Here is a 26,921-nt window from a genome sequence, read left to right on the forward strand (position 1 = left end):
CTGCCGACACAACTCACTGCAACGCTCCATTAGCCACGTCGGCTGTTGAAATCACGCAGCCGACGGACAGCCCGTTGCTGCTTGAGGCTGTTGAGAATGCCTTGAATGGGCGAATTGTACTGGCCGTATTTGAAGTCCAGATTTTTGATCTCTGCGTGAGCTGCCGCTCGCGCCGCTTTTTCCGTTAGAAACCCTGTCAGATAAGCTTGCAACAGCGGCTCTCCGCCGTCGATCTTTACGCTGAAGCATACTCGCTTCGAGATCGGACTAGCTGGCCGCTCTGAGATCTCGACCTGGTAGTCCTGATAGGTCTCGATGATGGGAGACTGCATGCCGACGCGTCGAATGGCCTTCGGCTTGCCGGATCCGTGAGAGAGGTGCTTGCGAAGATCAAACATCGACAGGGTTCCTTCTGAACAAACACGCTCACATCAATTAGCTAGTTTTGTTTTCCGGCTTGCGCGGGCCAAAGTGAACTTCACAGGCATCCCCACAATCCTCGCCGGACATCTTGCCGAAACGATACCGCGCAGCCGCCACTTTTTGGTAGATCCATTTCCATAACGGAAGCGAACCAGGAATATGCAAAAGAGGCATCACCGGCCACAACAAAACTAATCGTCGCGTTAAATAGCGAAACGCTTCTGCTCCGCTATGTCTTCGGCCAAGTTGATCGATCACCCAAATCTCTTCCATCATTTGTTCGAAAGAAAGCTCTGGGGCAAACTCCGAAACCTGGGGATCGTGCAAAGAAAGATAAGCCAGGCGCTTAAACCAGTCCAATCGATGAAGAAGCTTGACTCCGCCGGTGCAAATAACACAATCCCCATCGTAGATCACAACATCCGCCTGGGGACGCTGGCTAGGCTGGGGGAGAACAGCAGCAGTTGCTCGGCTTTGCGCTTTGGCACTCATCTTTAAGGCTCTTCTGGGTTTGCTTTTCACAAAAACAAGAATCCCCCGCTCGGGGAAGACCGTCTAAAGAAGAGCGAAACCTCGCTGACATTTCATGTTACCCGCAACTCTGCCGGAAACACCACTGCAACTTCAGTACCTGGAATCGGTGATTTTGCGGCGAAAATCAGTGGATTTCTCCGGTTGCTTTCCGGTACACTTAATCATGAACCTGTCTTGCGTACGATTAGGTAGGCAAGAGCCCCCCGAATTGCATTGAAACTCAAAGGAACGACGCTGATGGATACGCTGCAAAAGCACGTTCGTAAAGCCCAATGGCGAATGATCTTACAGCAATTCGTTGGAAGGTTGATCATTTGCCTCTCCGTTACGATGAGCCTAGCAGCAGTGGCGGTGCTCGTCCCAAAAATCTGGCACTTAGGGGTCGATCCTTTTGCCTGGATGTGGAGTTGGATCGGTGGTGCCGGCGCGGTAGGGCTGATTGCGGCTAGTATCTGGACCTACGTAAAACGTGCTTCTTCGTTGGCGGCAGCCATTGAAGTCGATATTCGCTACGGCTTGAAAGAACGGGTCTCTAGCTCACTCTCGATGGACGAAGAGTCTCGTCAAACGCAATGGGGACAAGCCCTGATGAACGATGCGGCCCACCAAGTGGAACGCATCGATGTTTCCGAACGGTTTCCGATCCGTAGCGGTTGGGGCGGTCTGACCCCAATTGTGGTGATGGCAGGTGCTCTGCTGATGGCGTTGTTCATTCCGGATGCAGTAATCGATCCCAATACAGCGGAAGCCAACACCGGAAAGCTCGACGCGGAACAAACCAAGGTCGTCAAAAAAACGGCGGACCAGCTTCGTAAGGAGCTGCAAGACCGAAAGAAAGAAGCGGAAGAAAAGGGTCTGAAAGAAGCTGAGGAACTCTTCCGTAAACTGGAAGAAGGGACCAAAGATATCGCCAAAAAGGACAAGGTCGAGCAGAAAGAAACCTTGCTGGAACTGAACGACTTGGCCCAGGAACTTAAGAAACGCCGCGACGAGTTGGCTTCAAGCGAAGACTTCAAAAAGAAGCTGGAAGCATTGAAAGACATGCTCAAGGGTGGGCCCGCCGAAGAACTCGCCAAAGCAATGCAGAAGGGTGACCTAAAGGATGCCCTGCAAGCGATGAAGGACCTGCAAAACAAGCTAAACAACGATCAGCTGACCAAAGCCGAAAAAGAACAACTGCAGAAACAACTTGGGGAAATGGGCAAAAAGCTGCAAGAGATGGCCAAAGCCCACGCCGACGCCAAAAAGGCCCTACAAGAGCAGATCAACCAAGCCCAACAAGCAGGCGATCAGAAAGAAGCAGAACGCCTGCAAAAGCAACTCGACCAAATGGGCATGCAAGACTCGCAGATGCAGCGGATGCAGCAAATGGGAGATCAGCTCGCCAAGGCAGCCGAGCAAATGCAGAACGGCCAGCAGCAAGCCGCCGCTGATCAGCTCAACAAGATGGCCCAAGACATGCAAGAACTGCAAGCTCAGCTCGACGAGTTGGAAATGCTGGACGAAGCAATGGATCAAATGGAAATGGCTCGTGACCAAATGTGCAAAGCCTGCCAAGGAGGCATGCCTGGCATGATGGGACAAGGCATGATGGGCCAACGCCAAGGCAACGGCTTAGGACAAGGCCCGGGGCAAGGCGACCGCCCGGAAGAAGAAAATCAGACCGGTTCGTACGATTCTCAGGTTCGTGCCGATCCGAAAAATGGCAAAGGGGTGATTGTCGATTACGTCGATGGCAAAAACAAAGCAGGCCGCACGCTAATCGATATTAAGGCCGCCATGGAATCCGAATCGTCCCTGGGTGGCGATGCGTTGACCGAAACGCGGCTCTCGAAAGACCACCAGAAGAATGCCGAAGAATACTTCAACCGGGTCCGCGAAGGGCGATAAGAGAAGTGAGGTCGGCATCGCCACTTAGTTAGACTTGTTCGGCAATAACATTCGGCGGCCGCTTTGCGGTCGCCGTTTTTGTTTCGAAGTCACCAAAAAGCGGTAGCGATAGATCATCCCTTGCTGAAAACGGATCCCTTCAAGCTGGATCTTAACCATTCATTCGTTTGGGAATGGTAAAGCTGTAGAGGATCACAATTGCGCCGCTCGACATCATGCTCCAAGGAGCCCAATCAGGCGGGGTGAATGGCTTAGGACCTCCCTCGCTGGCCATCATGGCCGAATCGACGACCAAGCACTCGGCCCCGACAATGATCAGCGTGATCCCGACTGCCAAAAATAGCGAACGCCACATGGCAAGATTCCCTTTCCTCCGTGACAACCTCTTTCGCCGGAAAACAAACACCGGCGGCAGCGCTGGTGGGCTGCTTTGTTAATTGAATCGTTGGTTGTCTCAGTTATCGGAACCTAAGGGAAATCCGCTAGCGTGAAAAGCAAGCCGCCGTTGAAACCGCTATAACTGGCAGCTTGCTTGCGAGTTGCCTGGAACCACGAAAAAGAGTCGGTCCCATTTAAGGTGACCGACTCTTCTGTTTATTGGGTTAATCAGGCCTGTCTACTACTCAACCACCCAGGTATCGCCCGAGTTGAACAGCTTGTCCAAGCTTGCCTCTCCGCGAACTTCCTTGGCCTGGGCAACTTGATAATTGATCGCCTCGTCGTAGCACGGCGCGTCGATATCACGCAGTACACCAATCGGCTCGGGAAACTCTGGGTGAGACATCCGAGTCAGCAAATAGGCCAACGTCGGATCGGCGGTCTTTTCGTCATGGAACAGCAAATCATCTTCACTGATCCCTTTGCCTAACTCGACCACTTCCGGGGTCATGCCGTTCAAGCGAATCCCCTTGTCACGGTCTTTTCCAAAGATCAGTGGCTTGCCATGCTCAAGCTCAAGCACGGTATCCATCTTCGTGTCTTTATCGGTGGCCCACTTGTAGGCACCGTCGTTAAACACGTTGCAGTTCTGATAGACCTCGACAAACGAAACACCCTTATGAGCGACAGCTCGCTCCAACGTTTGAGCAAGGTGCTTGATATGCACATCAATCGAACGCGCCACGAAGGTCGCCTCGCAAGAGATAGCCACCGAAAGTGGGTGAATCGGATTATCGATCGCGCCCATCGGTGTACTCTTGGTAACCTTTCCCTTTTCGGAAGTAGGCGAGTACTGCCCCTTGGTCAGGCCATAGATCCGATTGTTGAACAAGATAATGTTCAAGTTCACGTTGCGGCGAAGCACGTGCATCAGGTGATTACCACCGATCGACAACGCATCGCCATCGCCGGTGATCACGAAAACGGTCAGGTCTTGCCGAGAGGACTTCAAGCCGGTGGCAAATGCCGGGGCACGGCCATGCACGCTGTGCATACCGTACGTGTTCATGTAGTACGGAAAGCGGCTACTGCAACCGATACCGCTAACGAAGACGGTGTCTTCACGGCTCATGTTGAGGTTCGACATGACCTTTTTCATTTGGGCCAAAATCGAATAGTCACCGCAGCCGGGGCACCAACGCACGTCCTGGTCGGTGCCGTAGTCCGCGGGCTTCAAAACGGGCAGTTCTGCGGATGCCATGGTGGATTGCTTCTCTATCATGGGAGTTCTATGCAAATTTGAATGTTAGGGTGTTAGGTTAACCGAGCAGCGACTCGATCTTGTCGGCGATTTCGGTGGTGGTAAATGGTTTACCTTGCACCTTGTTCAAGCCGATCGCATCGACCAGGTACTTATCGCGAATCAACATCCGGAGTTGTCCCAGGTTGAGTTCGGGAATCAAAACCTGTTCAAAGCTGCTTAAGATCGCTCCCAGGTTCTTCGGGAAAGGGTTCAAATATCGCAAGTGAGCATGGCTCACCGCTTTCCCTTGAGCCTGCAATCGAGCTACTGCTGTGCGGCACGAACCATAAGTCCCTCCCCAACTCAGTACCAAGACTTTGCCGCTTTCAGCGCCCATCAACTCTTGCTCGGGCACGAAATCAGCGATGTTGGCAACCTTCTGAGCCCGCGTCTTCACCATGTGATGGTGGTTCTGTGGATCGTAACTAACGTTACCGGTGCCGTCTTGCTTTTCGAGACCACCCACGCGGTGCATCAAGCCAGGGGTACCGGGGATTGCCCACGGACGTGCTAATTTTTCGTCACGCTTGTAGGCCATAAACGGCGGGTCGTCTTCGTTGCGCGGACCCGGATGCTTGATCTCGATCTTGGGCAAATCGTCTACCTTGGGAATTCGCCAAGGCTCGCTTCCGTTGGCAATGTACCCATCGGTTAAAATAATGATGGGGGTCATGAAACGCGTGGCAATTCGCCAAGCTTCGATAGCCACATCAAAGCAATCTGCTGGGCTGCATGCGGCGATCACGGGAATCGGCGACTCACCATTGCGGCCGAACATAGCTTGCAACAAGTCGGCTTGTTCCGTTTTAGTCGGCAAACCGGTACTTGGCCCACCTCGTTGAACGTCGACGATGACCAGGGGCAATTCCAACATCATGGCCAGCCCCATGGCTTCGCCTTTCAGGGCCATGCCGGGACCGCTGGTGGTGGTCAACGCCATCTCGCCACCGTAAGCCGCACCAATCGCTGCACATACGGCCGCGATCTCGTCTTCCGCTTGGAACGTCAGCACGTCGAAGTTTTTGTATTTGCTCAGCTCGTGCAAGATATCACTAGCAGGCGTAATGGGATACGAACCCAAAAACAGCTTCTTGCCACTCAACTTCGCTGCACTCATCAAGCCCCAAGCCAGGGCCTGGTTGCCGGTCATGTTGCGATAGGTGCCGGCAGGCAATTTGGCTTTTTCGACTTTATAACTACTACGGAACGCATCGGTCGTTTCGCCAAAGTGATAGCCCGCTTTGATCGCGCGGCGGTTGGCTTCGGCAATCGCCGGCAGCTTCGAGAACTTGGCGTCGATAAAACGCAAAGTCGGCTCCATCGAGCGTCCATATAGCCAGAAGACCAACCCCATGGCAAAGAAGTTGCGGCAACGATCCGCTTCCTTCACGCTCAGGTCTAAACCGTCGACGGCCCCCCGAGTCATGCTGGTCATCGGGACAGCAAACACCTGAAAGCCGCTCAGCGAGTCATCTCCAATCGGGTTGTTTTCGTAGCCAGCCTGACCGAGAGATTTCTTATCGAACGCATCGCTGTTGATGATCAACACACCGTTGCGTTTCAGGTCGCCCAAGTTCGTCTTCAAAGCGGCCGGGTTCATCGCCACCAAGGCGTCAACCGTTTCGCCCGGTGTGAAGATATCGTGCGAAGCGAAGTGAATCTGGAATCCGCTCACCCCGGCCAAGGTTCCCCGTGGTGCCCGGATTTCAGCCGGGAAGTCAGGGAACGTGGCAATATCGTTCCCTGCGAGAGCAGAAGTATTCGAGAACTGAGTCCCGGCCAACTGCATCCCATCCCCAGAGTCGCCGCAGAAACGAACCGTCGCTTCTTCTAAAGGCTGAATCTCTTTTAGGGCAGTGGCGTTTTCGTCGGTGGTGGTGGACATGATCTATCGGGGTATCCGAGGAACAACGGGATTTCTAATGAAGTAATGAAGATCTCGATGCCAGTGATAAGTTCGCGTGGCTCAGATCTTTTCCTGGGGACTGATATCGTGATGCTGGCAAATGGGATAACGATTCGTGAATTTGTGAGTAACTACTTAACCAAATAGTACGAATCGCTGCCAGGCAAATTGGGCTCGCTACGCTCCCGATCTGGGAGTGACGCCGGCAAGAAAGACTTAAACTATCGACGTGCGAAGCTATCGCGAAGCGTGAAAAGCGACTTGCCGCAAATCGGGCGTCATAACCGCTTTCGACAGCTGAGGCGTGCCTCCGAAGGGATTCCTTCGGGGCTGATTCAGATAGCAGCGCACCTGCGACCGAAACTTCATCCACCTTGTTCTGGTAGACAAAATAACCGTCAGAGAACTGCCGGACGAAATCCGCTTTGTTCTTCATGGCCTCTGAAAAAGCCGATTAATCGCCACCCTAAACGGCAACGATCCGCCTTCTACCTGGTCTTAGTGACTTCCGAACCTCACTTAGCCAACGCACAAAGTTGACTAAATCTGATTTCGACGAGGCACCTATCGTTTCTGTGACAAATTTGCCGGTTATGCCGATTTTTCGGGGTTCACGCACTGATATAGTCTAACAATATCCCCCTAAGCGGAGAACAAGTCGATCGCTATAACCGTGGCAAAATAGGCAGAAAATACCGCATGCGATGCCTAGCAAATGACACCCCTAATCTGATTTCAGAATTTCATGAAGACCGAAAGGCGAGCTTCTTTGCTGCTGGCAATGCTATCAGTCGTTGAAGTCGCCGAAGCTAGGCGGTCCCTTTTCCGGCTCGTAGAACTTCGTCAGGTCGATCCCTCCCCGGCTTTCATCTTCTAGCAGCTTAATGCGTGCCTCTAGTCGCTCCATCCGCCGCATCATTTGGGGGATTTGGAACTGTGCTTCGTCCACCTTGCGTTTCACCGGCACTTTGGGGTAGCCCAGTTGCCTTTGCAGGGCGGAAAAGAGAAGCAGTGGATCTCGCTTACGATTCGCTAAGGCAATACGTCCTTCGCGCTCACCAAACAGAGGCGGAAAGTCAGAACCAGGCAGCTTTCCCCCTCGGCGAACTTGCTGCGTGATGTAATGCTCGCTGCGGGTATAAATCATGTCAGCAATGTCGATCAGCCCAACACGCCGACGATTAACTTCCAGGAAAGCCCGCCAATATTGGTCATAAAGCGGGTCGTTGGCCATCGCAGCGAATCCCTGGTCGTACTTCAAGCGATGACGGCAAATGGTCTCGAATTGATAGAGAAAGAGAGATTGCGCCGTCGCATGCCCAGCCCGTAATTTCGCTTCTAGCTTCAGAATTTCCAACCCTGAGAGAAAGTCGAACTTCCCTCGATCGTCTTCTGAAGATTCCACGATAAATGCCTGAAAGCCGGTAAAATAGTGAGCCAATCGCTTCATGGCGGGATAGAAAAGCCCACTGTGCCGTAATTCGGCCGCCAAATAGTCGATCGCCATCGGTAACTTCGTCGTCACCAAGATTTCGTCACGTACCGACTTCAGAATGTCTTGCATGGGACGATTGTCGTCCAAACCAATTTGCATTCCCTGAAAGAAATGCTGTTGCTCGATGTATTCTTCCACATCGAGTCCCGGTCCCTGGCTCTCCGCGTCACTCATGCGTTTCCCGCCGTCTCAAAGGGGCTCGCGGCAAGCGAACCGGCATCATGAAAAGAACGCGGTAGATTTCCATTGAACCGCCTTCCTGACGTGCAACCAGGGACCAGAAAGACGCCTCAGGTCGATCACGACCCACCGAGTTTGAGTTGTCCGTCGAGGAATTTCAATGCCTCTCGCCGAGCGTCTGGATCGATCAAACTACCAATGTGCCCTCTTCCCAGCGATTTGTAGAACACGGTAGGAACTCCCAAACTCGACAACTTGTCGTGCATGGCCTCGGCTTCCTGAATCGGCACGAGGTTATCCTCTGTGCCATGGAAGAAGAAGATTGGTGGACATTTAGCCGTTACATGCGCAACCGGAGAGGCCATTACATACGTGCTTGGCTTCTCTTCCCTAGATCCCCCCAGAAAGAACGACAAACGATTGCTTTGAAGTGGTTCCTGAGTGAAATCACAGGGAGCTGCTCCGGCGACCACTGCTTTCAACAGAGGCGAAGCCCCCACTTTTTCCGCTTCAATGGCGGCAATCAAACAAGCCAGATGGCCACCAGCAGAGTGTCCCCAGCCTGCCAATCGATTGGTATCGATCTGAAATTGTTCCGCATTTTCAACCAGCCAATTCAGACCTGCCTGACAATCTTCTAGCTGAGCCGGAAAAATATGGCTCGGGGCAAAACGGTAAGAAATCGTAGCCACGGCATATCCATGGTTTGCCAAAAACATGGCATTTGCCGCCATATTACTCCGCGAGCCACCTGCCCAAGCGCCTCCATGAATCATCAGCACGGCAGGAAAAGGTCCTTCTCCAGCTGGTAAATAAACGTCTGCCCATAATCGCTTGTCGTCTCGCTCGACAACAAGCTGATTCGGGACCATCCGCACCGCAGGCTCTTGAGCTTGAACCCAAGCCCCACCCACGAGTTGCAAGAAGATGACGAATGCTATGATTTTCCGACCAGCCACAATGGACTCCGTCAAGGTGAACTATGCCGCGAATGCACGGCTCTTATAATAAGTTATCCCGCCGAACTAGCTCAATTATTAACCCCGACGATCGCGAAGGGCATCCTTTTTTTGATCGGCATTGCCCTAAGTTTTCAGGAGACTGCTTCCCGTGACTCACCGATTCTCCACCGTCCAGGCTGCCGTCGACGCGATCAAAGCCGGAAAAGTCATCATTGTGGTCGACGCGGAAGACCGGGAAAACGAGGGGGACTTTGTCGCTGCGGCAGAAAAAACAACCCCTGAAGTGGTCAATTTTATGATCACCCAAGGCCGCGGCCTGCTTTGTGCGGCCTGTTTACCCGATGTTTGCGATCGCTTAGAGCTGACGCCGCTGGTCGAAAACAACAACGCCCCGCTCCGTACCGCGTTCACCACGCCCATCGATCATAAAACGGCTCGCACCGGCATCACCGCGCGCGAACGTTCCGATACCATCATGGCGATGGTCGATCCCAATTCAACCGTGGATGATTTCGTGCGACCTGGACACGTCTATCCCCTATTAGCCAAAGAAGGGGGGGTACTGCGACGTGCTGGACACACCGAAGCCTCGGTTGACCTGGCTCGCATGGCCGGCCTAACGCCTGCTGGTTCGTTGTGCGAAATACTCAACGAAGAAGGAGACCGTGCCTCGCGCGACGAACTGACCGCCCTGGCTAAGAAGCACAACCTGGAAATCATTTCCATCGAACAACTGATCTCCCATCGACGTGTTAATGAAAAGCTCGTGGAAAGGGGCGCCCAGGCCCATCTTCCCACCAAGTACGGTGATTTTGAAATCATCGTCTACGATGTGAAATACGAAACTCAGGAACCGGTCGTTTTGGCCATGGGTGATCTTACTTCGGTCGAAGCCCCTTTGGTTCGTCTGCATAGCAGCTGCTTTACCGGTGACCTAATTGCCTCGCTCCGCTGCGATTGCGGCGACCAACTTGATATGGCCCTTCGCCGTATCAGCGAAGAAGGAGTCGGCGCTGTCATCTACCTGCCGCAGGAAGGACGTGGCATCGGCCTGAAAGCGAAGATTCGGGCTTACGCCCTGCAAGATCAAGGGCTCGACACGGTCGAAGCCAATCACGCCCTAGGCTTCAAGAGCGACATGCGCGACTACGGCGTAGGGATTCAAATCTTGAAAGACCTCGGCCTAAGCAAAATCCGCCTGCTAACAAATAACCCGAAGAAAACCGACGCGTTTATCTATGGCGGGTTCGATCTAGAAGTAGTCGACCAGGTCCCGATCATGCCGCAACCCAATCCCCACAATCAAAAGTATCTCGACACCAAACGAGACAAAATGGGGCATCGGCTGCCGTAGCTAATCGTTTCAGATATAAAACATTTCGTCAGGCTGATCAGCAACGCGGGCAGCTAGGTGGGCCAGGGTGACTTCTTCAAGAATCTTTGCGCGGGCCTGAGAAATCTGGCTCCAAACGCCGCATAATGCCTCAGTCGCTGGCGTTGGCCGTTGCAGGTTGGAATCGGCCTGATCCCCTGCCCCTTCGATCACGTGAAAGACATCCGCCAGCGTAATGCGATCAGGGGACTTGGCGAGCCGATAACCGCCGGTCGCACCACGCGTAGTAAGCACGAGTCCGGCAGCTTTGAGTTGGGCCATGATCTGGACGAGAAACGGCTGCGGAATCCCTTGGGCTTCGACGATCTCGCGCAAGCGAGCTGGCTGGCCGGCTTCGTAGCGGGCCGCTAGTTCGACCATCGCGATACATGCGTATTCTGTTTTCGCCGAAACGTTCATCACTCACTTATACGTTGGGGCTATCGTCCAAGGTGTGTAACCCACACTCAGTCTTTCCGGTCCCGCTCCAACGCCCGGCTCGCTCGTCCTCGCCAGCCATCACGGCCCGGGTGCAAGGCCAGCAGCCGATGCTGGTGTAGCCTTGGTCGTGCAGCACGTTGTAAGGAACGTCATGCTCGGTAATCATTCGCCAAACCCACGACTTCGTCTGGTTTGCGAGCGGGTTGATTTTCACTAGGCCGAACTTCTTATCCCAGCCCACGATGCTCGCTTTGGCTCGGTCAGGGCTTTGATCGCGGCGAATCGCACTGATCCAGGCATGCTTCCCCGCTGCCCCACGCTGCAAGACTTTGATCTTTCGATCGAAGCAGCACTGTGTCGGGTTCGTCTTATAGAGCGGGCCTCCGTGCAATTGCTCGTACTCTTCGACCGTGTGTTCGGGCTTGAGCAGTTCGACATCGATGCCGAACTTTTCCCGAATCTGATCCCGCACGTCGAGCGTCTCCTGAAACTGATAGCCGGTATCGAGATTGAACACCGGGGTGTCTGGGGCAACCTGCGAAAGCAGGTAAAGGATAACGCACCCTTCCGGGCCAAAAGCGGTTCCCATCGTTAGCTTTAACCCAAATCGCTCGGCCCCCCAGCGAATAATCTCCGCTGGATCCGCCGTTTCGAGCCGCTGGGAAGCTTCTTCCAATTCAGCAAACAGCTCTGGCGTAGGCTGGAGCATCTCGGAAGTCGTGTCTGTAGCTTGAGTTACTTTGCCGGCCGACATGGCATTCACTTGAATTGGGACGTCCGTAGTTAGGCTAATCAATTGCATGGGTTTTTGCCCTGAGAAATCATTGTTAACTATCATGACCAACTTAGTCAACAATGGGTTCGATGCCGTGAATTGTCATCGGTTACATAGGGCAACGATCTTCAGGATGAATTCTGTCGGTTGTAGGGGACGCAGCAGAACCCCCACCCCCTAGCTAGAGGTAACGACCTTAAAAAGAATGACTGGCTTCCAGCTTCTCGATCATGCCGATCAACATCAAAGCAGTCTGCGATTCTTCGTCGGTTACGTAATCGGCCCCGACCAAGTGCAGACGCTCACGATTTCGTTGGTATCGACAGCGAGCCAAGATCGTGCAGTGACGGTTCATACTGCGGATGTTCTTAACGATCTGCACCGAGGCTTCATCGTCAGGCACAGCCACTAAGGCCAAATTGGCATGCGCGATTTCCGCTTCGCGCAAGGTAGATCGCTTGGTGGCATCGCCGGTGACAGCGCGAAAACCGGCTTGGATCAAGGGATAGGTATTGACCGAATTCAGATCGATAAAGCGAACATCGGCCCCTGAGGTTTCAATTCGGGAAGCGACTTGCCGCGCGACCGGGCCGACACCGATGATGACCGCCTCGCGAATTTCTTCCCGTGCCTCGATTGGCTTTTCTTCCTTCTTGGTATGCAACGCTTGATGGTCTCCCAGCTTGCGAATCGCAAACTTAATCAAGCCCGGCGTAAGAATCATCGTACCAATCGCCAATACCAACATCTGGTTGTAGTTGGTGGCAGTAATCAACTCCGAGGCCATTCCAGCCGAGAGCAGCAAAAAGCTCAATTCACCGATTTGCGATAGCCCTAATCCCATTAGCACGGCTACCTTCCAACTCATTCCGGAAAGCCGTAGCGCTAGTCCGGCTCCGATCGTTTTTACGATCAGAACCAGCGGAAAGCCGATTATCACCACCAGCGGATCGTCAATCAGCAGGGCAAAATTAAGCAGCCCTCCAAGAGAGATAAAGAACACCGCCGCAAAACTCTCGCGAAAGGGAAGCGTCAGCGCGTCGACTTGCTGAGTAAAGCGATTTCCCCCCAAAATCAAACCAGCCCCAAACGCCCCAAACGCCGCCGGCAAGCCCAAGCGATGGGCCACAAAACACCCGCCCCCTAACAGAGCCAAGGCGAACAAGAGCAGCAATTCGCGGCTTCTCAGCAGCGAGAACAAGGGAAGCGCGAAGCGGTGAGTGAGGAAAGCCAGCACCGGAATCGTGGTAACAAACAGCAGCGAGACCACCCCGAGGCGAAGAAACTCGTAAACCGAATGTTCGCCTGAGGCAGACAACAGCGGCACGGCCAGCATCAACGGCACAATCGCCATGTCTTGAAACAGCAGAATCCCCACGCTCCGCAGACCGGCTGGCGACGATGCCACGTTCTGTTCGTGCAAGGCGCGAAACACCAGCACCGTCGAACTTAATGCCACGGCCGCCCCCATCAGGCAGGCACCTTGCCATGGAATTCCGATCAAAGCAAAAAGAACACCAGCCGGAATACTAACCGCGATCAGTTGGATGAAGCCTGCGACCAAAATCCAGGGGCCAACGTGCTTAAGTTCTTCCCAAGAGATTTCTGTGCCAATCGAAAATAGCAGGAACAACGCCCCCATTTCGGCCAGCATCTGCAGATCGTGGCTCTCGGTATGCAGAAACCGAAGCCCCCCTTCCCCAATGATCGCCCCAACAATCAGGTACCCCACAATTGTGGAAAAGTGGAAATACCGGCAAAACGCCCCAGACACGAATCCGGCGGCGAGAATCACAATCAGATCGAGTGCCAGGGTCTCTAGTGGGTCCACAGGTGATTTTCTAGTTGGTTGAACAATATTTCAAAAGAAGTCGAATCTCTGTTGGTTTCGGCAACCCAGGGGGCAGCCTTCCAACAGTTTTACGCCGTCTACCAGGTTATCGCGAATAGGGAATCGCAAAGTTTGTTTAGAATTTATGCCCCTGAGCGATGATTGTTGACACCGCCTACGTCTATTAAACTGCAATGCCCATTACTTCGCTGGGCCATCCCTTGGGCCCACTTTGCCCCCTCATCCTGCATAGAATTTACTTTCAGATATGTCCAAAAAGACTTACCTTGCTGTTGACCTGGGTGCTTCCAGTGGCCGTGTTCTCGGAGGCCGTTTCGATGGTTCTACGCTGCAATTAGAGGAAGTTCACCGCTTCGAAAACGGCCCGATTGCCTTGGCCGGTCACCTGCACTGGGATCTGCTCCGTTTATGGCAGAACATCAAAGATGGCCTTACCGCCTCCGGGACAAAGTTCGGTAGCGAAATCAGCAGTGTGGGGGTCGATACGTGGGGCGTCGATTTTGCCCTGTTAGGACGCAACGACGAACTACTCGGCAATCCCTACCACTATCGCGATCCTCGCACCAACGGCATGTTCGAGCGAGCTTTCGCCAAGGTCAGCCGCGAAGAGATTTTCGCCGAGTCTGGCCTGCAATTCATGGAGATCAACACGCTTTATCAGCTGTTGGCCATGAAAGAGGCGAACAGTTCGATCTTGGAAGCCGCCGAGCACTTCCTGATGATGCCCGACTTGTTCCATTGGCTGCTAACCGGTGAAAAAGGGAACGAACTGACCAACGCCACCACGACCCAGCTTTTCAACCCGGTGACCAAATCGTGGTCCCAGAAGCTGATCGATGGCCTTGGTTTGCCAGAAAAAATCTTTGGCGAAATCGTCGACCCCGGCTCGGTAGTTGGTCCGCTCCGAGACACGGTTCTCGAACAAATCGGCCTCAGTGGGACCAAGGTCGTTCGTCCTGGTACGCACGACACAGCCTCGGCAGTCGTAGCTGTCCCTGCCCATAGCTCGCCGGGCAAGATGCCCAACTGGTGCTATATCTCTAGCGGAACGTGGTCGTTGATGGGAGTCGAAACACCTCATCCGATCATCAACTCGCAATGCGCTGAGTTCAATTACACCAACGAAGGGGGCGTCTACGGCACAACGCGATTGCTGAAAAATATTGCCGGCCTCTGGCTTGTCCAGGAATGTCGTCGCATCTGGAAGCAGCGCGGGCACGAGTACGGTTACTCCGACCTCGTCCGTATGTCACAAGAAGCCACGCCGCTGGCCAGCTTCGTAAATCCTGACCATGCAGATTTCGTCGCCCCCCAAGATATGCCCGCCGAGATCCGCGACTTCTGCCAGCGAACCGGGCAAATCGTGCCCAACAACGACGGAGCGGTCATCCGCTGCGTGCTAGAAAGCCTGGCGATGCGATATCGGGTGGTCCATCGCAAATTGCAAGACCTAACCGAAACCAAGATCGACACCATCCATATCGTCGGCGGTGGTACCCAAAACCAACTGCTCTGCCAGATGGCTGCCGATGCGTGCAACTGCCAAGTGATTGCCGGCCCGGTCGAAGCGACCGCTATTGGAAACTTGATGCTCCAAGCCGTCGCTTCCGGAGACATCGGCAGCCTGGCCGAAGGACGAGAAGTCATTCGCAACAGCTTCCCGGTTGTTACTTACACGCCCAAGACACCCACGATGTGGGACGATGCGTTCCCGCGGTTCGAGAAAACCTGTGCGGAATAATTATTCCGTTTGAGGTTTTCAGCGAAGAGTTACCTGGGAACAGCAAGATACGCTTTCCACCCAACAACCTCTCTTCCCTTTAACACTTCCCACCCCATCGCCCTTTACCACTTTCAACACGAGTATTCCCAAAAGAGAAACAACATGATCAAAGTTGGAATCGTCGGCGTCGGGTTTATGAGCTGGATTCATTACCTGGCCTATCAGAAGATTCGAGGGATGCAGGTTGCCGCGTTTTGCTCGCGTGACGTCAAGAAACAAAAAGGGGATTGGCGCGGCATCCAAGGGAATTTTGGCCCTCCGGGCGAGAAAATCGACGTCTCCAAGATGAACGTCTACGCGACCATCGAGGAACTGCTGGCCGACGATTCGATCGACATGGTCGATATCTGCTTGCCCCCGGCCATGCACGAAGAAGCAACGATTGCGGCACTGAACGCCGGTAAGCACGTGTTGGTCGAAAAACCGATCGCCCTCAGCACCAAAGCGGCCAAAGCGATGCAGAAGGCCGCCGACAAGAGTGGCAAGCTGATGCTAACCGCGCACGTGCTTCCTTTCTTCGCCGAGTTTAACTTTGCCTTGGAAGCGGCCCGGAGCGGTAAATATGGCAAGCTGCTCGGTGGTCACTTCAAACGTCTGATCAGCAACCCAACCTGGCTGAAGGATTTCTACGACCTAGAAAAGGTCGGTGGCCCCCTCCTAGATCTCCACATTCACGATGCCCATTACATTCGCTTGATGTTTGGTATGCCAACCAGCGTAAGCAGCGTTGGCCGCATGAATGGCGATTGCGTCGAATACTGCACCACCCAGTTTGGTTTTGGCGAGCAAGATTACGTCGTCACCGCCACCAGTGGTGTGCTGCATCAGGCCACGCGTTCGTTCACGCACGGCTTTGAAATCCACTTTGAGAACGCCACGCTGCTGATGGACTTCGCCGTGATCGACGGAGCGCCGGTCAGTTCGATGCCGCTCACCGTCTTACCACGCAAGGGGAAATCGAAGCAGCCAAAGCTGAAGAGCACCGATCCCATCGATTCGTTTGTGGCCGAGCTGAAAGAAGTCGAAAAGAGCATTCTTTCCGGCGAACCATCTAGCATCCTAGCCGGCGATCTGGCGGTCGATGCCCTGGTTCTCTGCCAGAAGCAGGCCGATTCGGTTGCCAAGGGAAAAGCGGTTCGGGTCTAACCAAGCCACTTTACGCCATGGCCTAAATTTTCGACTTCAAGTGGAGTAACGGCTCTTTTGATTGCCTTTTTGACAACTGTGCTGATCGTGATTTTTGGAATCTCGATTATTGTTTGCCTCGGTTGCAAGCTAACGGTTATCTACTTGATGTTCTGGAATGAAGAAATTTTTCTGCCGATTATTTGCCTAGTCCTCAGCCCGATCGGCATCGGCTCAGCGATCGCGTTTCTGTTTGGCTGGCTCGATGCAGAAAAATATGACTGCCGCGGGGTGATGCGTATCTGGACGGTTGCTATCTTAGTAGCGTTGGCAACCGGCTTGCTGGCAGGCTGGTTGTCTCCAGATCGTCTCGCCCGCGATTAAGTCGCTCCCCGCCGCTATTTTTCAACCTAGAAACTATCTTTCAGAGATAATCTTACGGCAAACGTACAGCACCGATTTGCCAGGCCACGCTTTATGACCTAGAAAAAACTGGACGATTGCACCCGCCGTGGGTCGCTCGCCCAGAGACCTTGATTCGTGGGAGCGACCGGATGGCGTGGGTAAGTATTATGCTGCTGGCTATATGCTGGGGGCTCGCAATCGTCAACTTGGTGTGCTTCGTGCTGGTCTTGGTAAAGATGTTCTCCAACGAAGACTTCGGGCTGGCCTTAATTTCGCTGGTGCTAACCGTCTGCACAGGCACAGGAATGCTGATTGCGTTTGTCGGTGGCTGGGTAAACGTTGTCAAATACGACTCACTACGCCTGATGGGCTTCTGGTCGTTAATCTCTTTCGCCCAATTGCTGTTCGCGGTGGCCTACGTTCTGACTCTGATGCAGGAAGGTAATAGCCTCTTGAGTTATCGCTAAACACGACTCTCAGGCCGATGAGGCATCTTTGCAGCCCTCGGTAGCAGCCTGATTTCCGTACCGAGATTTCCCCGATATTGCTCGCAGATCGGCGAATACCTACTAGCAGGTTTTATCTCGCTTAGTCTGGAGTTCGCCCAATGGAAATTGCCGGAGCCGTCATTGAATTATTAGGTGCCTTAGGAGACGTGTTGATCGGCTGGATTGAAGTCCTTGTCCGCGATCGTCAGCCACCCCAGTCGTAATCTTTCCTGGCATAACAGACGCATCTTTCTGAGGGAGGCATTCTTCCGCCCCCTCTACAGGGCCACACGACTGCGTCTTGCCGCATTTGCAGTTCTGCCACATTGGCAGCCCTGGGCAGAACCGCCATTCTTAGTGCCACAGCAGAATTTCGATTCACCATAAACCTATGCTACGAAATAACTTGCAAGACACAACTGGAACTTCGGCACGGTAATTGCTTCTATTCTGGGCACGCAATTGTTCGCGCAACAATGGCAGTCGGTCGAGGTTTAGACTGACCCCGGCTTGGCTGCCAAAAACCAATCATATCCCGCATCGGCGTCTCCTAAATTACTTGGAGACAGCACCCCCTAGTTTTCTGGAGGAAGGCAAGAGCATGGCAACGGCTACGAAAAAGAAGGCTTCGAGCACCAAACAACGTTTGCAGCCGCTGGGCGATCGCGTGGTGGTCCGTCGCGACGAATTGGAAGAAAAGACCGCTGGTGGGATCTTCCTGCCAGAAACCGCCAAGAACAAGCCGTCCCGCGGTGTGGTTGTTAGCGTTGGTCAAGGTCGTCTGCTGGAAGACGGCAGCCGCAGCCCTTTGCAGGTCAAAGAAGGCGATAAGGTCGTCTTTAGCATGTATGCCGGCAGCGACACGTTCACCGTTGGTGACGAAGAAGTCATCTTGCTACGCGAAGACGACATCCTGGCCGTCGTCGAAGGCTAAGACCAGCTGGATTCGTCCATCCCTACCCAATACAAAATCTCTGACGATTAAGAACTTTTAGGAGAAACCATCGATGGCAAAGATCATCGCTTTTGATCAAGAAGCTCGCGAAGCGATTCGCCGCGGCGTATCGAAGCTGGCGAAGGCCGTCAAAACGACGCTGGGCCCCAAGGGACGCAACGTCATCATCCAAAAGAGCTTCGGTAGCCCGACCGTCACCAAAGACGGCGTGACCGTGGCCAAGGAAATCGAACTGGAAGACGTCTATGAAAACATGGGCGCTCAAATGGTTCGCGAAGTTGCCAGCAGGACCTCGGACGTTGCCGGCGACGGTACCACGACCGCCACGCTGATGGCCGAAGCGATCTTCAACGAAGGTTTGAAGGCCGTAGTTTCCGGCGTGAACCCGATTCAGATGAAAGCCGGTATCGAAAAGGCTGTTGCCGCGATCACCGCCGAACTGAACGGCATGGCGATTCCGATCAAGAAGAAGGAAGAAATGGCCAACGTGGGTGCCATCGCTTCGAACAATGATCGTGAAATCGGCGAACTCCTGGCCGACGCCATGGAAAAGGTCGGCAAAGACGGCGTGATTACCGTCGACGAAGGCAAGTCGCTCGCCACGGAAGTGGAATGGGTCGAAGGGATGCAGTTCGATCGCGGCTACCTGTCGCCATACTTCGTCACCGATCCTTCGACGATGACCTGCGAACTAGAAGATTGCTATGTTCTGGTCTTCGAGAAGAAGATCAGCAACATCAAGGACCTGGTTCCGGTTCTGGAAGCAGTCGTTCAGCAAAGCAAGCCGCTGTTGATCATCGCCGAAGACGTCGATGGCGAAGCTTTGGCAACGCTGGTTATCAACCGCCTGCGTGGTACCTTCAAGTGTGTTGCCGTTAAGGCTCCTGGCTACGGCGATCGCCGTAAGGCCATGATGGAAGATATCGCCATCCTGACCGGTGGTACCGCCATCTTCGAAAGCTTGGGCATCAAGCTGGAAAACCTTGGCCTAGCCGAACTTGGTCGTGCCAAGAAGGTGATCATCGACAAAGACAACACGACGATCATCGAAGGTGCTGGCGATACCCAGAACATCAAGGATCGCATCGCTCAGATCCGCCGCGAGATCGAAAACTCGACCAGCGACTACGACAAGGAAAAGCTGGAAGAACGCCTAGCCAAGCTGGCTGGTGGTGTCGCTAAGGTGAACGTGGGTGCCGCGACCGAAAGCGAAATGAAGGAAAAGAAGGCTCGCGTCGAAGACGCCCTGCACGCCACGCGTGCCGCTGCTGCCGAAGGCATTCTGCCAGGTGGCGGTGTCGCTCTGCTGCGAGCCTCGTCCAAGGTCAAACCTGACGGTCTGTCCCACGACGAAGAAATCGGCTTCAACATTGTTATCCGTGCTTGCCGAGCCCCGATCACCACGATCGCGACCAACGCTGGTAAAGACGGTAGCATCATCTGCGAAAAGATCCTGGAAAGCAAAGGCAACCAGGGTTACAACGCGTTGACCGATACCTACGAAGACCTGGTCAAGTCGGGCGTCATCGACCCAGCCAAGGTCACCAAGACCGCCCTGGCCAACTCGGCTAGTGTCGCCACCTTGCTGCTGACCAGCGATGCCCTCATCGCCGAGAAGCCAAAGGGTGACAAGAAGGGTGGCCACAGCCACGACGACATGTACTAATCGGTAAGGACATTCCGAAACAGTAAAGCCTGCCAGATCTCAATCTGGCAGGCTTTTTTTGTGCTTCGCTGCCAAGGCCACCAACTTTTTAAGGAGAATACCCGCGTCGCCCCTTTCCCTTGGCTATCGATGAATAGAATGAAATGGTTACTCTCGATAGCCCTCTTTGCCATTTGAAGAAACCATGACTCGCATTCTTTTTCCAATCTTGCTCTTGCTAGTGACCCTGACAACTTCTGCACAAGCTCAAGACCAGCAAGAGCATGCCGGCAACCCTGTCTTCAAAGGTTGGTATGCTGATCCAGAAGGTATCGTCTTTGGTGATACCTATTGGATCTATCCGACGTACTCGGCCCCCTATGATCAGCAAACATTTTTCGATTGCTTCTCGTCGAAAGATCTGGTGACGTGGACCAAGCACCCTCGAATTTTGGACACCCAGGCAATCAAGTGGGCTCGTCGCGCGATGTGGGCCCCTTCGATCATCGAGAAAGAAGGTAAGTACTATTTCTTCTTCGGGGCGAATGATATCCAGAATAACGACCAACTCGGCGGCATTGGGGTTGCCGTTGCCGACCAACCTGCCGGGCCATTCCACGATCATCTCGGCAAACCACTGATCGACAAATTCCATAACGGCGCTCAGCCAATCGATCAGTTTGTCTTCAAGGATCAGGACGGCAAGTTTTATCTGATTTATGGTGGCTGGCGACACTGCAACATTGCCCAACTCAACGACGACTTCACCGGTTTTATTCCATTTGAAGACGGGACTACATTCCAAGAAATCACCCCGGAAGGTTACGTCGAAGGCCCGTTCATGTTCATACGAGACGGGAAGTACTATTTCATGTGGTCCGAAGGAGGCTGGACTGGCCCAAACTACAGCGTCGCCTATGCGATTGCAGATTCGCCGTTCGGTCCCTTTCAGCGAATTGGCAAGGTCTTACAACAAGACCCGAAAATCGCAACCGGTGCTGGCCATCACTCGGTCATTCACATTCCAGGCACCGACGAGTATTACGCTGTCTATCATCGTCGCCCACTTGGCGAAACCGACGGCAACTCGCGGGTGACCTGCATCGACCGGATGGAATTCGACGAGAATGGTCGCATCAAGCCGATTAAGATCACGCATGAAGGAGTGGCCGCTCGACCGTTGCCAACGACCTCGAACGACTAGTCCACCGACGGCACGAAGACAACTTCCGGCAGAGGCTGACATCGGTCCCCTTGTTCATGCTGACGCGAGGGAACCTGCTGCCGGAAGTGGAGCATGCAGTTCAAACGAGCCCGCTTCTTGTCGCCTGCCTCCACCACAGGGCTTCGTGAACATGGGTGCGGAAGAGGCTCTTCCTGCTGGTTCTCGGTACAGAACCCCAAAACCCGTTCAAGCCTGTCGTAGCAACCGATCTTGATAGTTTTCAGGCTCCCCAGGCAAAGCTTGGGCCAGCACCGCCTCTCCAAGCCCTGCTTCCAACTCCGTGTCTAGCACGTCCCAGATTTCTTCGTGAAATCGCGCGCGTAGATTATTTAGGGGGGCTCGTTTATCGCTTACAACTCTGGCGGAACCATGCAGCATAAAACGGAGAGCGATTAAAATCCATCGAGCAAAAACTCGAAACACCTAATCGAGTGATGATGATTTTGGATTTTCTGACAGGCTGTTTCCGGCGCGAATATCGAGCAGGATTTTAGGGGCTTCTTCGGAAATCGCGACGACTGCCGGGTGGATTAATTTTCGCTGGGCAGTAATCGCGAAGAAATGACTTCGCACGTCTTTCAACGTGCCGATTAGCTCCACGTTGTACTGACTGAAAACTCGATCGATCACGGCGACCGGCGCAGGAAAAACGCCAGCCCCCCCACTTCCAAATTCTTTAAGCATCGCACTATCGTCAAACTGCGCGATAACTGTCGGGCTAATGCCATTCAGATCGAACCAATGATCAAGGCTACGACGCATAGCCGTTTTTGGCGAGGGCAGCAGCAGCGGTGCTCGTTTCAAAGAAGCCGGGAAGTCAGCACGAAGCTGCTCGGCCAGAGGCTTGATTGCGAGGAAGGCAATCGCGCAGTCACCAAGCGGATGGTTAAAGCTGCTCAACTTTCCGGATGAAGGAATCGGGCAATCCGAAATAATGACATCGTGCCGATGTTGCACTAAGCCCTCAATAAGATCTTCCATGTTTGCTTGATGGTAATCGATTTGAACTGGCGTCGGTAAACGTAGCACCACTTCTAATAGCCGATACGTGATTAGCTTCGGCACGTACGTTGGCACGCCGACATTCAATCGCAGCGTTTGTTCTGCCTCCATTCCACGAAGGCTGCCCAACATCTCTCGACCGGTCGAAAATATTTCGTCGGCATACTCCATCACCATCGAGCCAACCTCGGTCAGTTGCAACTCGCGTCCACTACGATCGAACAATTGGTGCCCCAGCGATTTCTCGAGCTTCTTGATCTGAGCGCTAACCGTGGGCTGCGATAAATGCAGATGATCGCAAGCAGCCGTGATACTTCCTTGGCGTACAGCAACCCAAAAGTAGAACAAATGTAAGAAATTCAGATCCTGTAAACGATCAATCATGCAGTCAACTTGTCCATCATGTTCGTGACAATTATTGCGTTTTTCGTAAGCTCATTACGCTCGGGCAAGGCGAAGAGTGCGTCACATTCTAGCAAGCAAGCACCGGAATCGGCCAATTTCCACTCCGTTTAACCCTTTATTTCCCCCTAGATTTTTCACTCACATAGAAAAAATGAATACCCCCCTTCAATGATCGGCTCGCATAGAAATTTTCGATAGCGAGCCACGAAAGAATGACTATGCCCGCAGGGAGTCAAAACACGTATAAACCAAATAGAAGTTTGCAGGCGAACAACGTCACCAAGATCACGTTCAGAAAGAGGGCCCATGCTGAAAAGCATACTCATCCACTTGAGCGGGTGCAGCGGCAGCGAAAAAGCGATTGAGTTGGCTGCGAGTATCGCCCAAGATGCTCGCGCCCGACTGCATGGGCAATCGGCTTTGTCCCCTAAGGAGTCTGCTACTGAGAATATCGTTTCAGCCGCCCATGTGTTGGCTGCTTCAAGCAAACGAGCTCACTTAGAACTACGGCAGTCTTTCTCGCACGATCATTTAATGGAAGTCGGCGAGCGTTTTGACATTGAAGTGACTTCACGTGGAACCGCTGGGGAAACGATCGAAAGTTTAGTCCGTGAGTCGCATTACCACGATCTCCTTGTTTCTTGCTTTCCGGCTCAGGGCCAAACGTTTTCTCACGATCTGACTTCTTGGCAACATCTTGAGCTCACTTCGAGAGCACGCCTTCCCCATTACATTTCACGGGGAATAACCACTCAACCGCAAAGAGTCTTACTTGTTTACGACCGGTCTGACGCTTCCGCACAGGCCATTCGTACGTTCCTATCGCAAAACCCCTTGCCAAATGCGCACTGTCGCTTGCTGGGCATTGGCGCGGCCGCGAATCAGAAGTCGCTGGCGTTTTGCTCGATGCGTGACTACTGCCAAACGCAACGCGACGCTCTGGAAACGGGTTGCCTGTCAGGATCTGCTCGACGTGTCTTGATTCCCTATGCCGAGAAATGGGAAGCCGATGTGCTGGTTTTAGGCATACCGCCTAGCCTGGGACTCTGGAGCCGACTCACCGGCGCTACCCCTTTAGATATTCTGCAAAAAACAAAACACGACTTGTATCTCGTCGGGTAAATGTTTTCTGCGATAAACCAACCGCAGGCAGGCAATTGGACACGTTCGCAAACCAACGAAAGACAAGAAGAACATGGTTCGAGAAGACTTTTGGGTCGAAGTATTTAAGCTACGAGGATCCGTAACCCCAATCGTTGCTGGTCGACTTCTAGGGTTTACGCTATTCGGTGCCGCCGTTTATCTGCTGTTCGACATCTTCCAAGTCCACAATGGCCTAGCAACTGCCCATTACGAATACATTGGCGTTGTCTTGGCGTTGTTATTGGTCTTACGAACCAATGCAGGCTACGATCGGTGGTATGAAGCACGAAAAATTTGGGGAGGTATCGTCAACCAATCGCGCAACTTAGCTCAGATCGGGATGCTCTATGGGCCCAAAGATCGGAAGTGGCGAGAGAACTATGCCCGTTGGGTAGCCACGTTCTCGCCAGCGTGCTGCCATAGTCTTCGTGGTGAACACTCGTTTGACGAAATAGCCAAACTCAGCGAGACCATCGGTACCGAAGAACCTCAGCGGCTAAGCAAGACCACTCACATGCCGATGTATGTCGTCCGGCGCATTGCCAACATGCTGAAGGAAGCAGTTGTTTCTGGCGAAATGGACCGTTTCTTCTTTCTGCAGGCAGAGGCCGAACGAGCCAGGCTAATCGATCATATCGGCGGCTGCGAGCGGATCTTACGAACGCCACTCGCTCAGGCGTTCTCCATCAAGATTCGCCGCTTCCTGTTTCTCTATTTGCTATTCCTGCCCATCGCAATTGTCGACGCGGCCGGAATGCTGACTCCGCTCGTTGTCTTTCTTGTTGCCTATCCCCTTTTGGCCTTAGATCAAATCGGCGTAGAACTGGAAAATCCATTCTCGGAACAACGTTTGAATCATCTTCCGCTGGATCAAATTTCGGAAACCATTCGGAGCAATGTCATGGCTTCGATAGACGAGTTGCCAGCCATGATCCCCTATTCCGCCTCACCACCTCACGTCACGCAACCTGCAGCCAAGCCGATTGCTCCTCACGCATCACCAGAGCCAGTACCGATAGCTTTTCAAAATATCTATTAATGCGTGCAATGTCATTGTCAGGTCAGAGCGACGAACGAAAAGCGTGAAATACTTAGGCTTTGACGCGTGCACTAAGCGTGCAGATATCCACCGAATTATTTGAGCCTGAGCAGCGAACAGGGGGGGAAGACATGCTTCAACTGGGCAGACTTCTCCCACTGCTTCGTTTTGCGATAGAAACGCCTCATCAGCCTCGTCGCGTTTTCCCCAAGTCTTCTTACGACACCCAGCACCTTCCATCCCATAGAGCAACCCTCCGAAGTACTGGGATATACCTAGCGAACTTCTGATTCAAGATTTTTCGCACAGGCAGGCAATAATTGACCGGGGCATCCTGCGCGATGACAATAGCAGTCAGTTCGCACCTCTCCCACCTTGATTTGAGGAACCGTCATGCCCCGCCTCTTGATGCTTCTTTCACTTTTGACATCCGTCTCCACCACGACATGCCTGGTTACTCCAACCCTAGCCGCAGACGCCTCGCGTCCCAACGTCGTGATGATCCTGGCCGACGATCAAGGTTGGGGGGATTTGAGTATTCATGGCAATCAGAACATTGCGACACCCAACATCGATCAATTGGCGAAAGATGGGGCACGCTTCGATTGGTTTTATGTTTGCCATTTGTGCGCACCAACGCGGGCAGAAATGCTGACCGGAAGATTCTATGGTCGGACCGGTGTCCGTGGTGTTTCGACCGGGCAAGAGCGCTTGAACCTAGACGAAAAAACCATCGCCCAATATTTCAAGGAAGCGGGCTACGCTACGGGGGCTTTCGGGAAGTGGCACAACGGAATGCAATTTCCTTATCATCCCAATGCTCGTGGCTTCGACGAGTATTACGGATTTTGTTCAGGGCATTGGGGACATTACTTCAGTCCGGAACTAGACCACAACAACACGCTGGTCCGGTGCGAGGGTTACATTACCGACGATTTGACCAACCACGCGATCGAATTTATCGCAGCCAATCAAGACAAGCCGTTCTTTTGCTACGTTCCCTACTGCACACCTCATTCTCCGATGCAGGTACCGGACCAGTATTACGACAAGTTTGCCAATATGGATCCATCGATGAAAAATCGTGATCCAGAAAAGGAACAAGTCGGAATGACTCGTGCCGCTTTGGCCATGTGCGAAAATGTCGATTGGAACGTCGGCAGAATCTTGAAAACGTTGGACGATCTTGATTTGGCCAAGAACACCATCGTTATCTATTTCTCCGACAACGGCCCCAATAGTTGGCGTTGGAATGGAGACATGAAAGGACGCAAAGGATCAATCGATGAAGGAGGAACGCGGGTTCCTTGTTTCATTCGTTATCCAGGCACCATCAAACCAGAAACGCAAATCAGCGAAATTGCTGGTGCCGTCGATTTTCTCCCGACGTTGTTAGATTTTGCCGGGATCGAAACCACGTATCCCCAACCGATTGATGGGCGCAGCTTAAAACCACTGCTAACCGGCAAAGAAGTTGCCTGGCCAGATCGAGCACTGATCGCTTCCCGCAACCATCAAATTAGCGTGCGAAATCAAGCGTATCGACTCGATAACGACGGCAAGTTGTACAACATTCTCGAAGATATCGGACAACGACACGATGTTTCTCAACAGCATCCAGACGTCGCCCAAGAGCTGAAACAAATCGCCCAACAATACCGCACCGAGATGTTGCCGAAGGACGATCATCGTCCTTTCACAGTAGGATATTCCGCCAGTACCCCGCTTCCCGCACGCGATGGTGTCGCTCATGGTGAAATCAAACGGAGTGCTCCCGCCCCTAATTGCTCTTACTTTACCGATTGGAAAACCACAGAAGGAACGATTACGTGGGATGTCGAAGTTGGCGAGCCGGGCACGTATGAAGCGATTGTTTATTACACTTGTCCCACTGAGAATGTTGGCGTCGAAATCCAAGCCGAACTGCTTGGCCAGAAGACAGCCGCAACGATCAACCAAGCTCACGATCCCGCAGCCTACGGCCCAGAACGTGATCGCTTCCATCGGGGTGCCGAATCGCCCGTGAAAGACTTTAAACCGTTTTCGCTCGGTACACTTGAACTTCCACAAGGGCATGGCACGTTGACCCTCTCAGCCCCAAAGATTCCCGGCGGCGGAGCAATCGAAGTTCGCTATGTGTGGCTCAATCGCCAATAGGTTCTCCCCCCTATTTCTCTCTATTATTCCGTTTGAAT

Annotated in this window: 23 protein-coding genes; 12 read left to right on the forward strand and 11 right to left on the reverse strand. The window is 53.2% G+C overall.

Going from position 1 to position 26,921, the window contains the following annotated elements:
• Positions 1-29: 29 nt before the first annotated feature.
• Both DTL42_RS06370 and DTL42_RS06375 read right to left on the reverse strand, forming a co-directional pair.
• On the reverse strand, positions 30-398 hold the full coding sequence (locus tag DTL42_RS06370; protein ID WP_114367808.1) for a hypothetical protein: 369 nt from the start codon (positions 396-398) through the stop codon (positions 30-32).
• A gap of 37 nt (positions 399-435) precedes the next feature.
• Positions 436-915, reverse strand: a complete 480-nt coding sequence (locus DTL42_RS06375; RefSeq protein ID WP_114367809.1) for a thiol-disulfide oxidoreductase DCC family protein — start codon at positions 913-915, stop codon at positions 436-438.
• Positions 916-1,194: 279 nt separating this feature from the next.
• On the opposite strand from DTL42_RS06375, the gene DTL42_RS06380 reads away from it, so the two are divergent.
• A complete protein-coding gene (locus DTL42_RS06380) occupies positions 1,195-2,847 on the forward strand; it encodes a hypothetical protein (RefSeq protein WP_114367810.1) in 1,653 nt (550 codons plus the stop codon).
• A gap of 151 nt (positions 2,848-2,998) precedes the next feature.
• Here the strand turns inward: DTL42_RS06380 and DTL42_RS06385 are convergent, their stop codons facing one another.
• The 5 genes from DTL42_RS06385 to DTL42_RS06405 all read right to left on the reverse strand — a co-directional run bounded on the left by DTL42_RS06385 (position 2,999) and on the right by DTL42_RS06405 (position 9,068).
• Positions 2,999-3,202 (reverse strand): hypothetical protein, encoded by a 204-nt coding sequence (locus tag DTL42_RS06385; protein WP_114367811.1) that lies wholly within the window; start codon positions 3,200-3,202, stop codon positions 2,999-3,001.
• Between the two features lie 264 nt (positions 3,203-3,466).
• Positions 3,467-4,486 carry a 2-oxoacid:ferredoxin oxidoreductase subunit beta gene (locus DTL42_RS06390; RefSeq protein WP_114367812.1) on the reverse strand — a complete coding sequence of 340 codons (1,020 nt, stop codon included), beginning with the start codon at positions 4,484-4,486 and terminating at the stop codon, positions 3,467-3,469.
• A gap of 58 nt (positions 4,487-4,544) precedes the next feature.
• Complete coding sequence (locus DTL42_RS06395; RefSeq protein WP_114367813.1) at positions 4,545-6,413, reverse strand: 2-oxoacid:acceptor oxidoreductase subunit alpha; 1,869 nt, start codon at positions 6,411-6,413, stop codon at positions 4,545-4,547.
• 808 nt (positions 6,414-7,221) lie between these two features.
• Positions 7,222-8,103, reverse strand: coding sequence for a hypothetical protein (locus DTL42_RS06400; protein WP_114367814.1), 882 nt, complete (start codon positions 8,101-8,103; stop codon positions 7,222-7,224).
• Positions 8,104-8,228: 125 nt separating this feature from the next.
• Positions 8,229-9,068 (reverse strand): alpha/beta hydrolase, encoded by an 840-nt coding sequence (locus DTL42_RS06405; protein ID WP_114367815.1) that lies wholly within the window; start codon positions 9,066-9,068, stop codon positions 8,229-8,231.
• 151 nt (positions 9,069-9,219) lie between these two features.
• Between DTL42_RS06405 and ribA the strand changes: the two genes are divergently transcribed.
• On the forward strand, positions 9,220-10,425 hold the full coding sequence (gene ribA / locus DTL42_RS06410) for a GTP cyclohydrolase II (RefSeq protein ID WP_114367816.1): 1,206 nt from the start codon (positions 9,220-9,222) through the stop codon (positions 10,423-10,425).
• 9 nt (positions 10,426-10,434) lie between these two features.
• Here the strand turns inward: ribA and DTL42_RS06415 are convergent, their stop codons facing one another.
• The 3 genes from DTL42_RS06415 to DTL42_RS06425 form a co-directional block, all read right to left on the reverse strand.
• Positions 10,435-10,863: an RrF2 family transcriptional regulator gene (locus DTL42_RS06415; protein ID WP_114367817.1), complete on the reverse strand. Its 429-nt coding sequence runs from the start codon at positions 10,861-10,863 to the stop codon at positions 10,435-10,437.
• A gap of 7 nt (positions 10,864-10,870) precedes the next feature.
• Positions 10,871-11,686 carry a phosphoadenylyl-sulfate reductase gene (locus tag DTL42_RS06420; RefSeq protein WP_199590034.1) on the reverse strand — a complete coding sequence of 272 codons (816 nt, stop codon included), beginning with the start codon at positions 11,684-11,686 and terminating at the stop codon, positions 10,871-10,873.
• 169 nt (positions 11,687-11,855) lie between these two features.
• A complete protein-coding gene (locus DTL42_RS06425; RefSeq protein WP_114367818.1) occupies positions 11,856-13,490 on the reverse strand; it encodes a cation:proton antiporter in 1,635 nt (544 codons plus the stop codon).
• A gap of 268 nt (positions 13,491-13,758) precedes the next feature.
• On the opposite strand from DTL42_RS06425, the gene DTL42_RS06430 reads away from it, so the two are divergent.
• The 7 genes from DTL42_RS06430 to DTL42_RS06460 all read left to right on the forward strand — a co-directional run bounded on the left by DTL42_RS06430 (position 13,759) and on the right by DTL42_RS06460 (position 21,116).
• A complete protein-coding gene (locus tag DTL42_RS06430) occupies positions 13,759-15,252 on the forward strand; it encodes a rhamnulokinase (RefSeq protein WP_114367819.1) in 1,494 nt (497 codons plus the stop codon).
• Between the two features lie 144 nt (positions 15,253-15,396).
• Positions 15,397-16,440 (forward strand): Gfo/Idh/MocA family protein, encoded by a 1,044-nt coding sequence (locus DTL42_RS06435; RefSeq protein WP_114367820.1) that lies wholly within the window; start codon positions 15,397-15,399, stop codon positions 16,438-16,440.
• 57 nt (positions 16,441-16,497) lie between these two features.
• Positions 16,498-16,803 carry a hypothetical protein gene (locus tag DTL42_RS06440; protein ID WP_114367821.1) on the forward strand — a complete coding sequence of 102 codons (306 nt, stop codon included), beginning with the start codon at positions 16,498-16,500 and terminating at the stop codon, positions 16,801-16,803.
• A 170-nt stretch (positions 16,804-16,973) separates the two neighbouring features.
• A complete protein-coding gene (locus DTL42_RS06445) occupies positions 16,974-17,291 on the forward strand; it encodes a hypothetical protein (protein ID WP_114367822.1) in 318 nt (105 codons plus the stop codon).
• A 622-nt stretch (positions 17,292-17,913) separates the two neighbouring features.
• Entirely contained in the window at positions 17,914-18,246 is a 333-nt protein-coding gene (locus tag DTL42_RS06450) for a co-chaperone GroES (protein ID WP_114367823.1), read from the forward strand.
• A 73-nt stretch (positions 18,247-18,319) separates the two neighbouring features.
• On the forward strand, positions 18,320-19,933 hold the full coding sequence (gene groL, locus DTL42_RS06455) for a chaperonin GroEL (protein ID WP_114367824.1): 1,614 nt from the start codon (positions 18,320-18,322) through the stop codon (positions 19,931-19,933).
• 184 nt (positions 19,934-20,117) lie between these two features.
• Positions 20,118-21,116, forward strand: coding sequence for a glycoside hydrolase family 43 protein (locus DTL42_RS06460; RefSeq protein ID WP_114367825.1), 999 nt, complete (start codon positions 20,118-20,120; stop codon positions 21,114-21,116).
• Positions 21,117-21,560: 444 nt separating this feature from the next.
• On the opposite strand, the gene nhaR is transcribed toward DTL42_RS06460, so the two are convergent.
• Positions 21,561-22,523, reverse strand: coding sequence for a transcriptional activator NhaR (nhaR, locus tag DTL42_RS06470; RefSeq protein WP_114367827.1), 963 nt, complete (start codon positions 22,521-22,523; stop codon positions 21,561-21,563).
• Positions 22,524-22,850: 327 nt separating this feature from the next.
• Between nhaR and DTL42_RS06475 the strand changes: the two genes are divergently transcribed.
• The 3 genes from DTL42_RS06475 (at position 22,851) to DTL42_RS06485 (ending at position 26,883) form a co-directional block, all read left to right on the forward strand.
• On the forward strand, positions 22,851-23,666 hold the full coding sequence (locus DTL42_RS06475; protein ID WP_114367828.1) for a universal stress protein: 816 nt from the start codon (positions 22,851-22,853) through the stop codon (positions 23,664-23,666).
• 73 nt (positions 23,667-23,739) lie between these two features.
• Positions 23,740-24,726, forward strand: a complete 987-nt coding sequence (locus DTL42_RS06480) for a bestrophin family protein (RefSeq protein ID WP_114367829.1) — start codon at positions 23,740-23,742, stop codon at positions 24,724-24,726.
• A 393-nt stretch (positions 24,727-25,119) separates the two neighbouring features.
• Entirely contained in the window at positions 25,120-26,883 is a 1,764-nt protein-coding gene (locus DTL42_RS06485) for an arylsulfatase (protein WP_114367830.1), read from the forward strand.
• Positions 26,884-26,921 lie beyond the last annotated feature (38 nt).

It is taken from the genome of Bremerella cremea, from assembly GCF_003335505.1.
In the GTDB taxonomy this organism is placed as follows: Bacteria; Planctomycetota; Planctomycetia; order Pirellulales; family Pirellulaceae; genus Bremerella; species Bremerella cremea_A.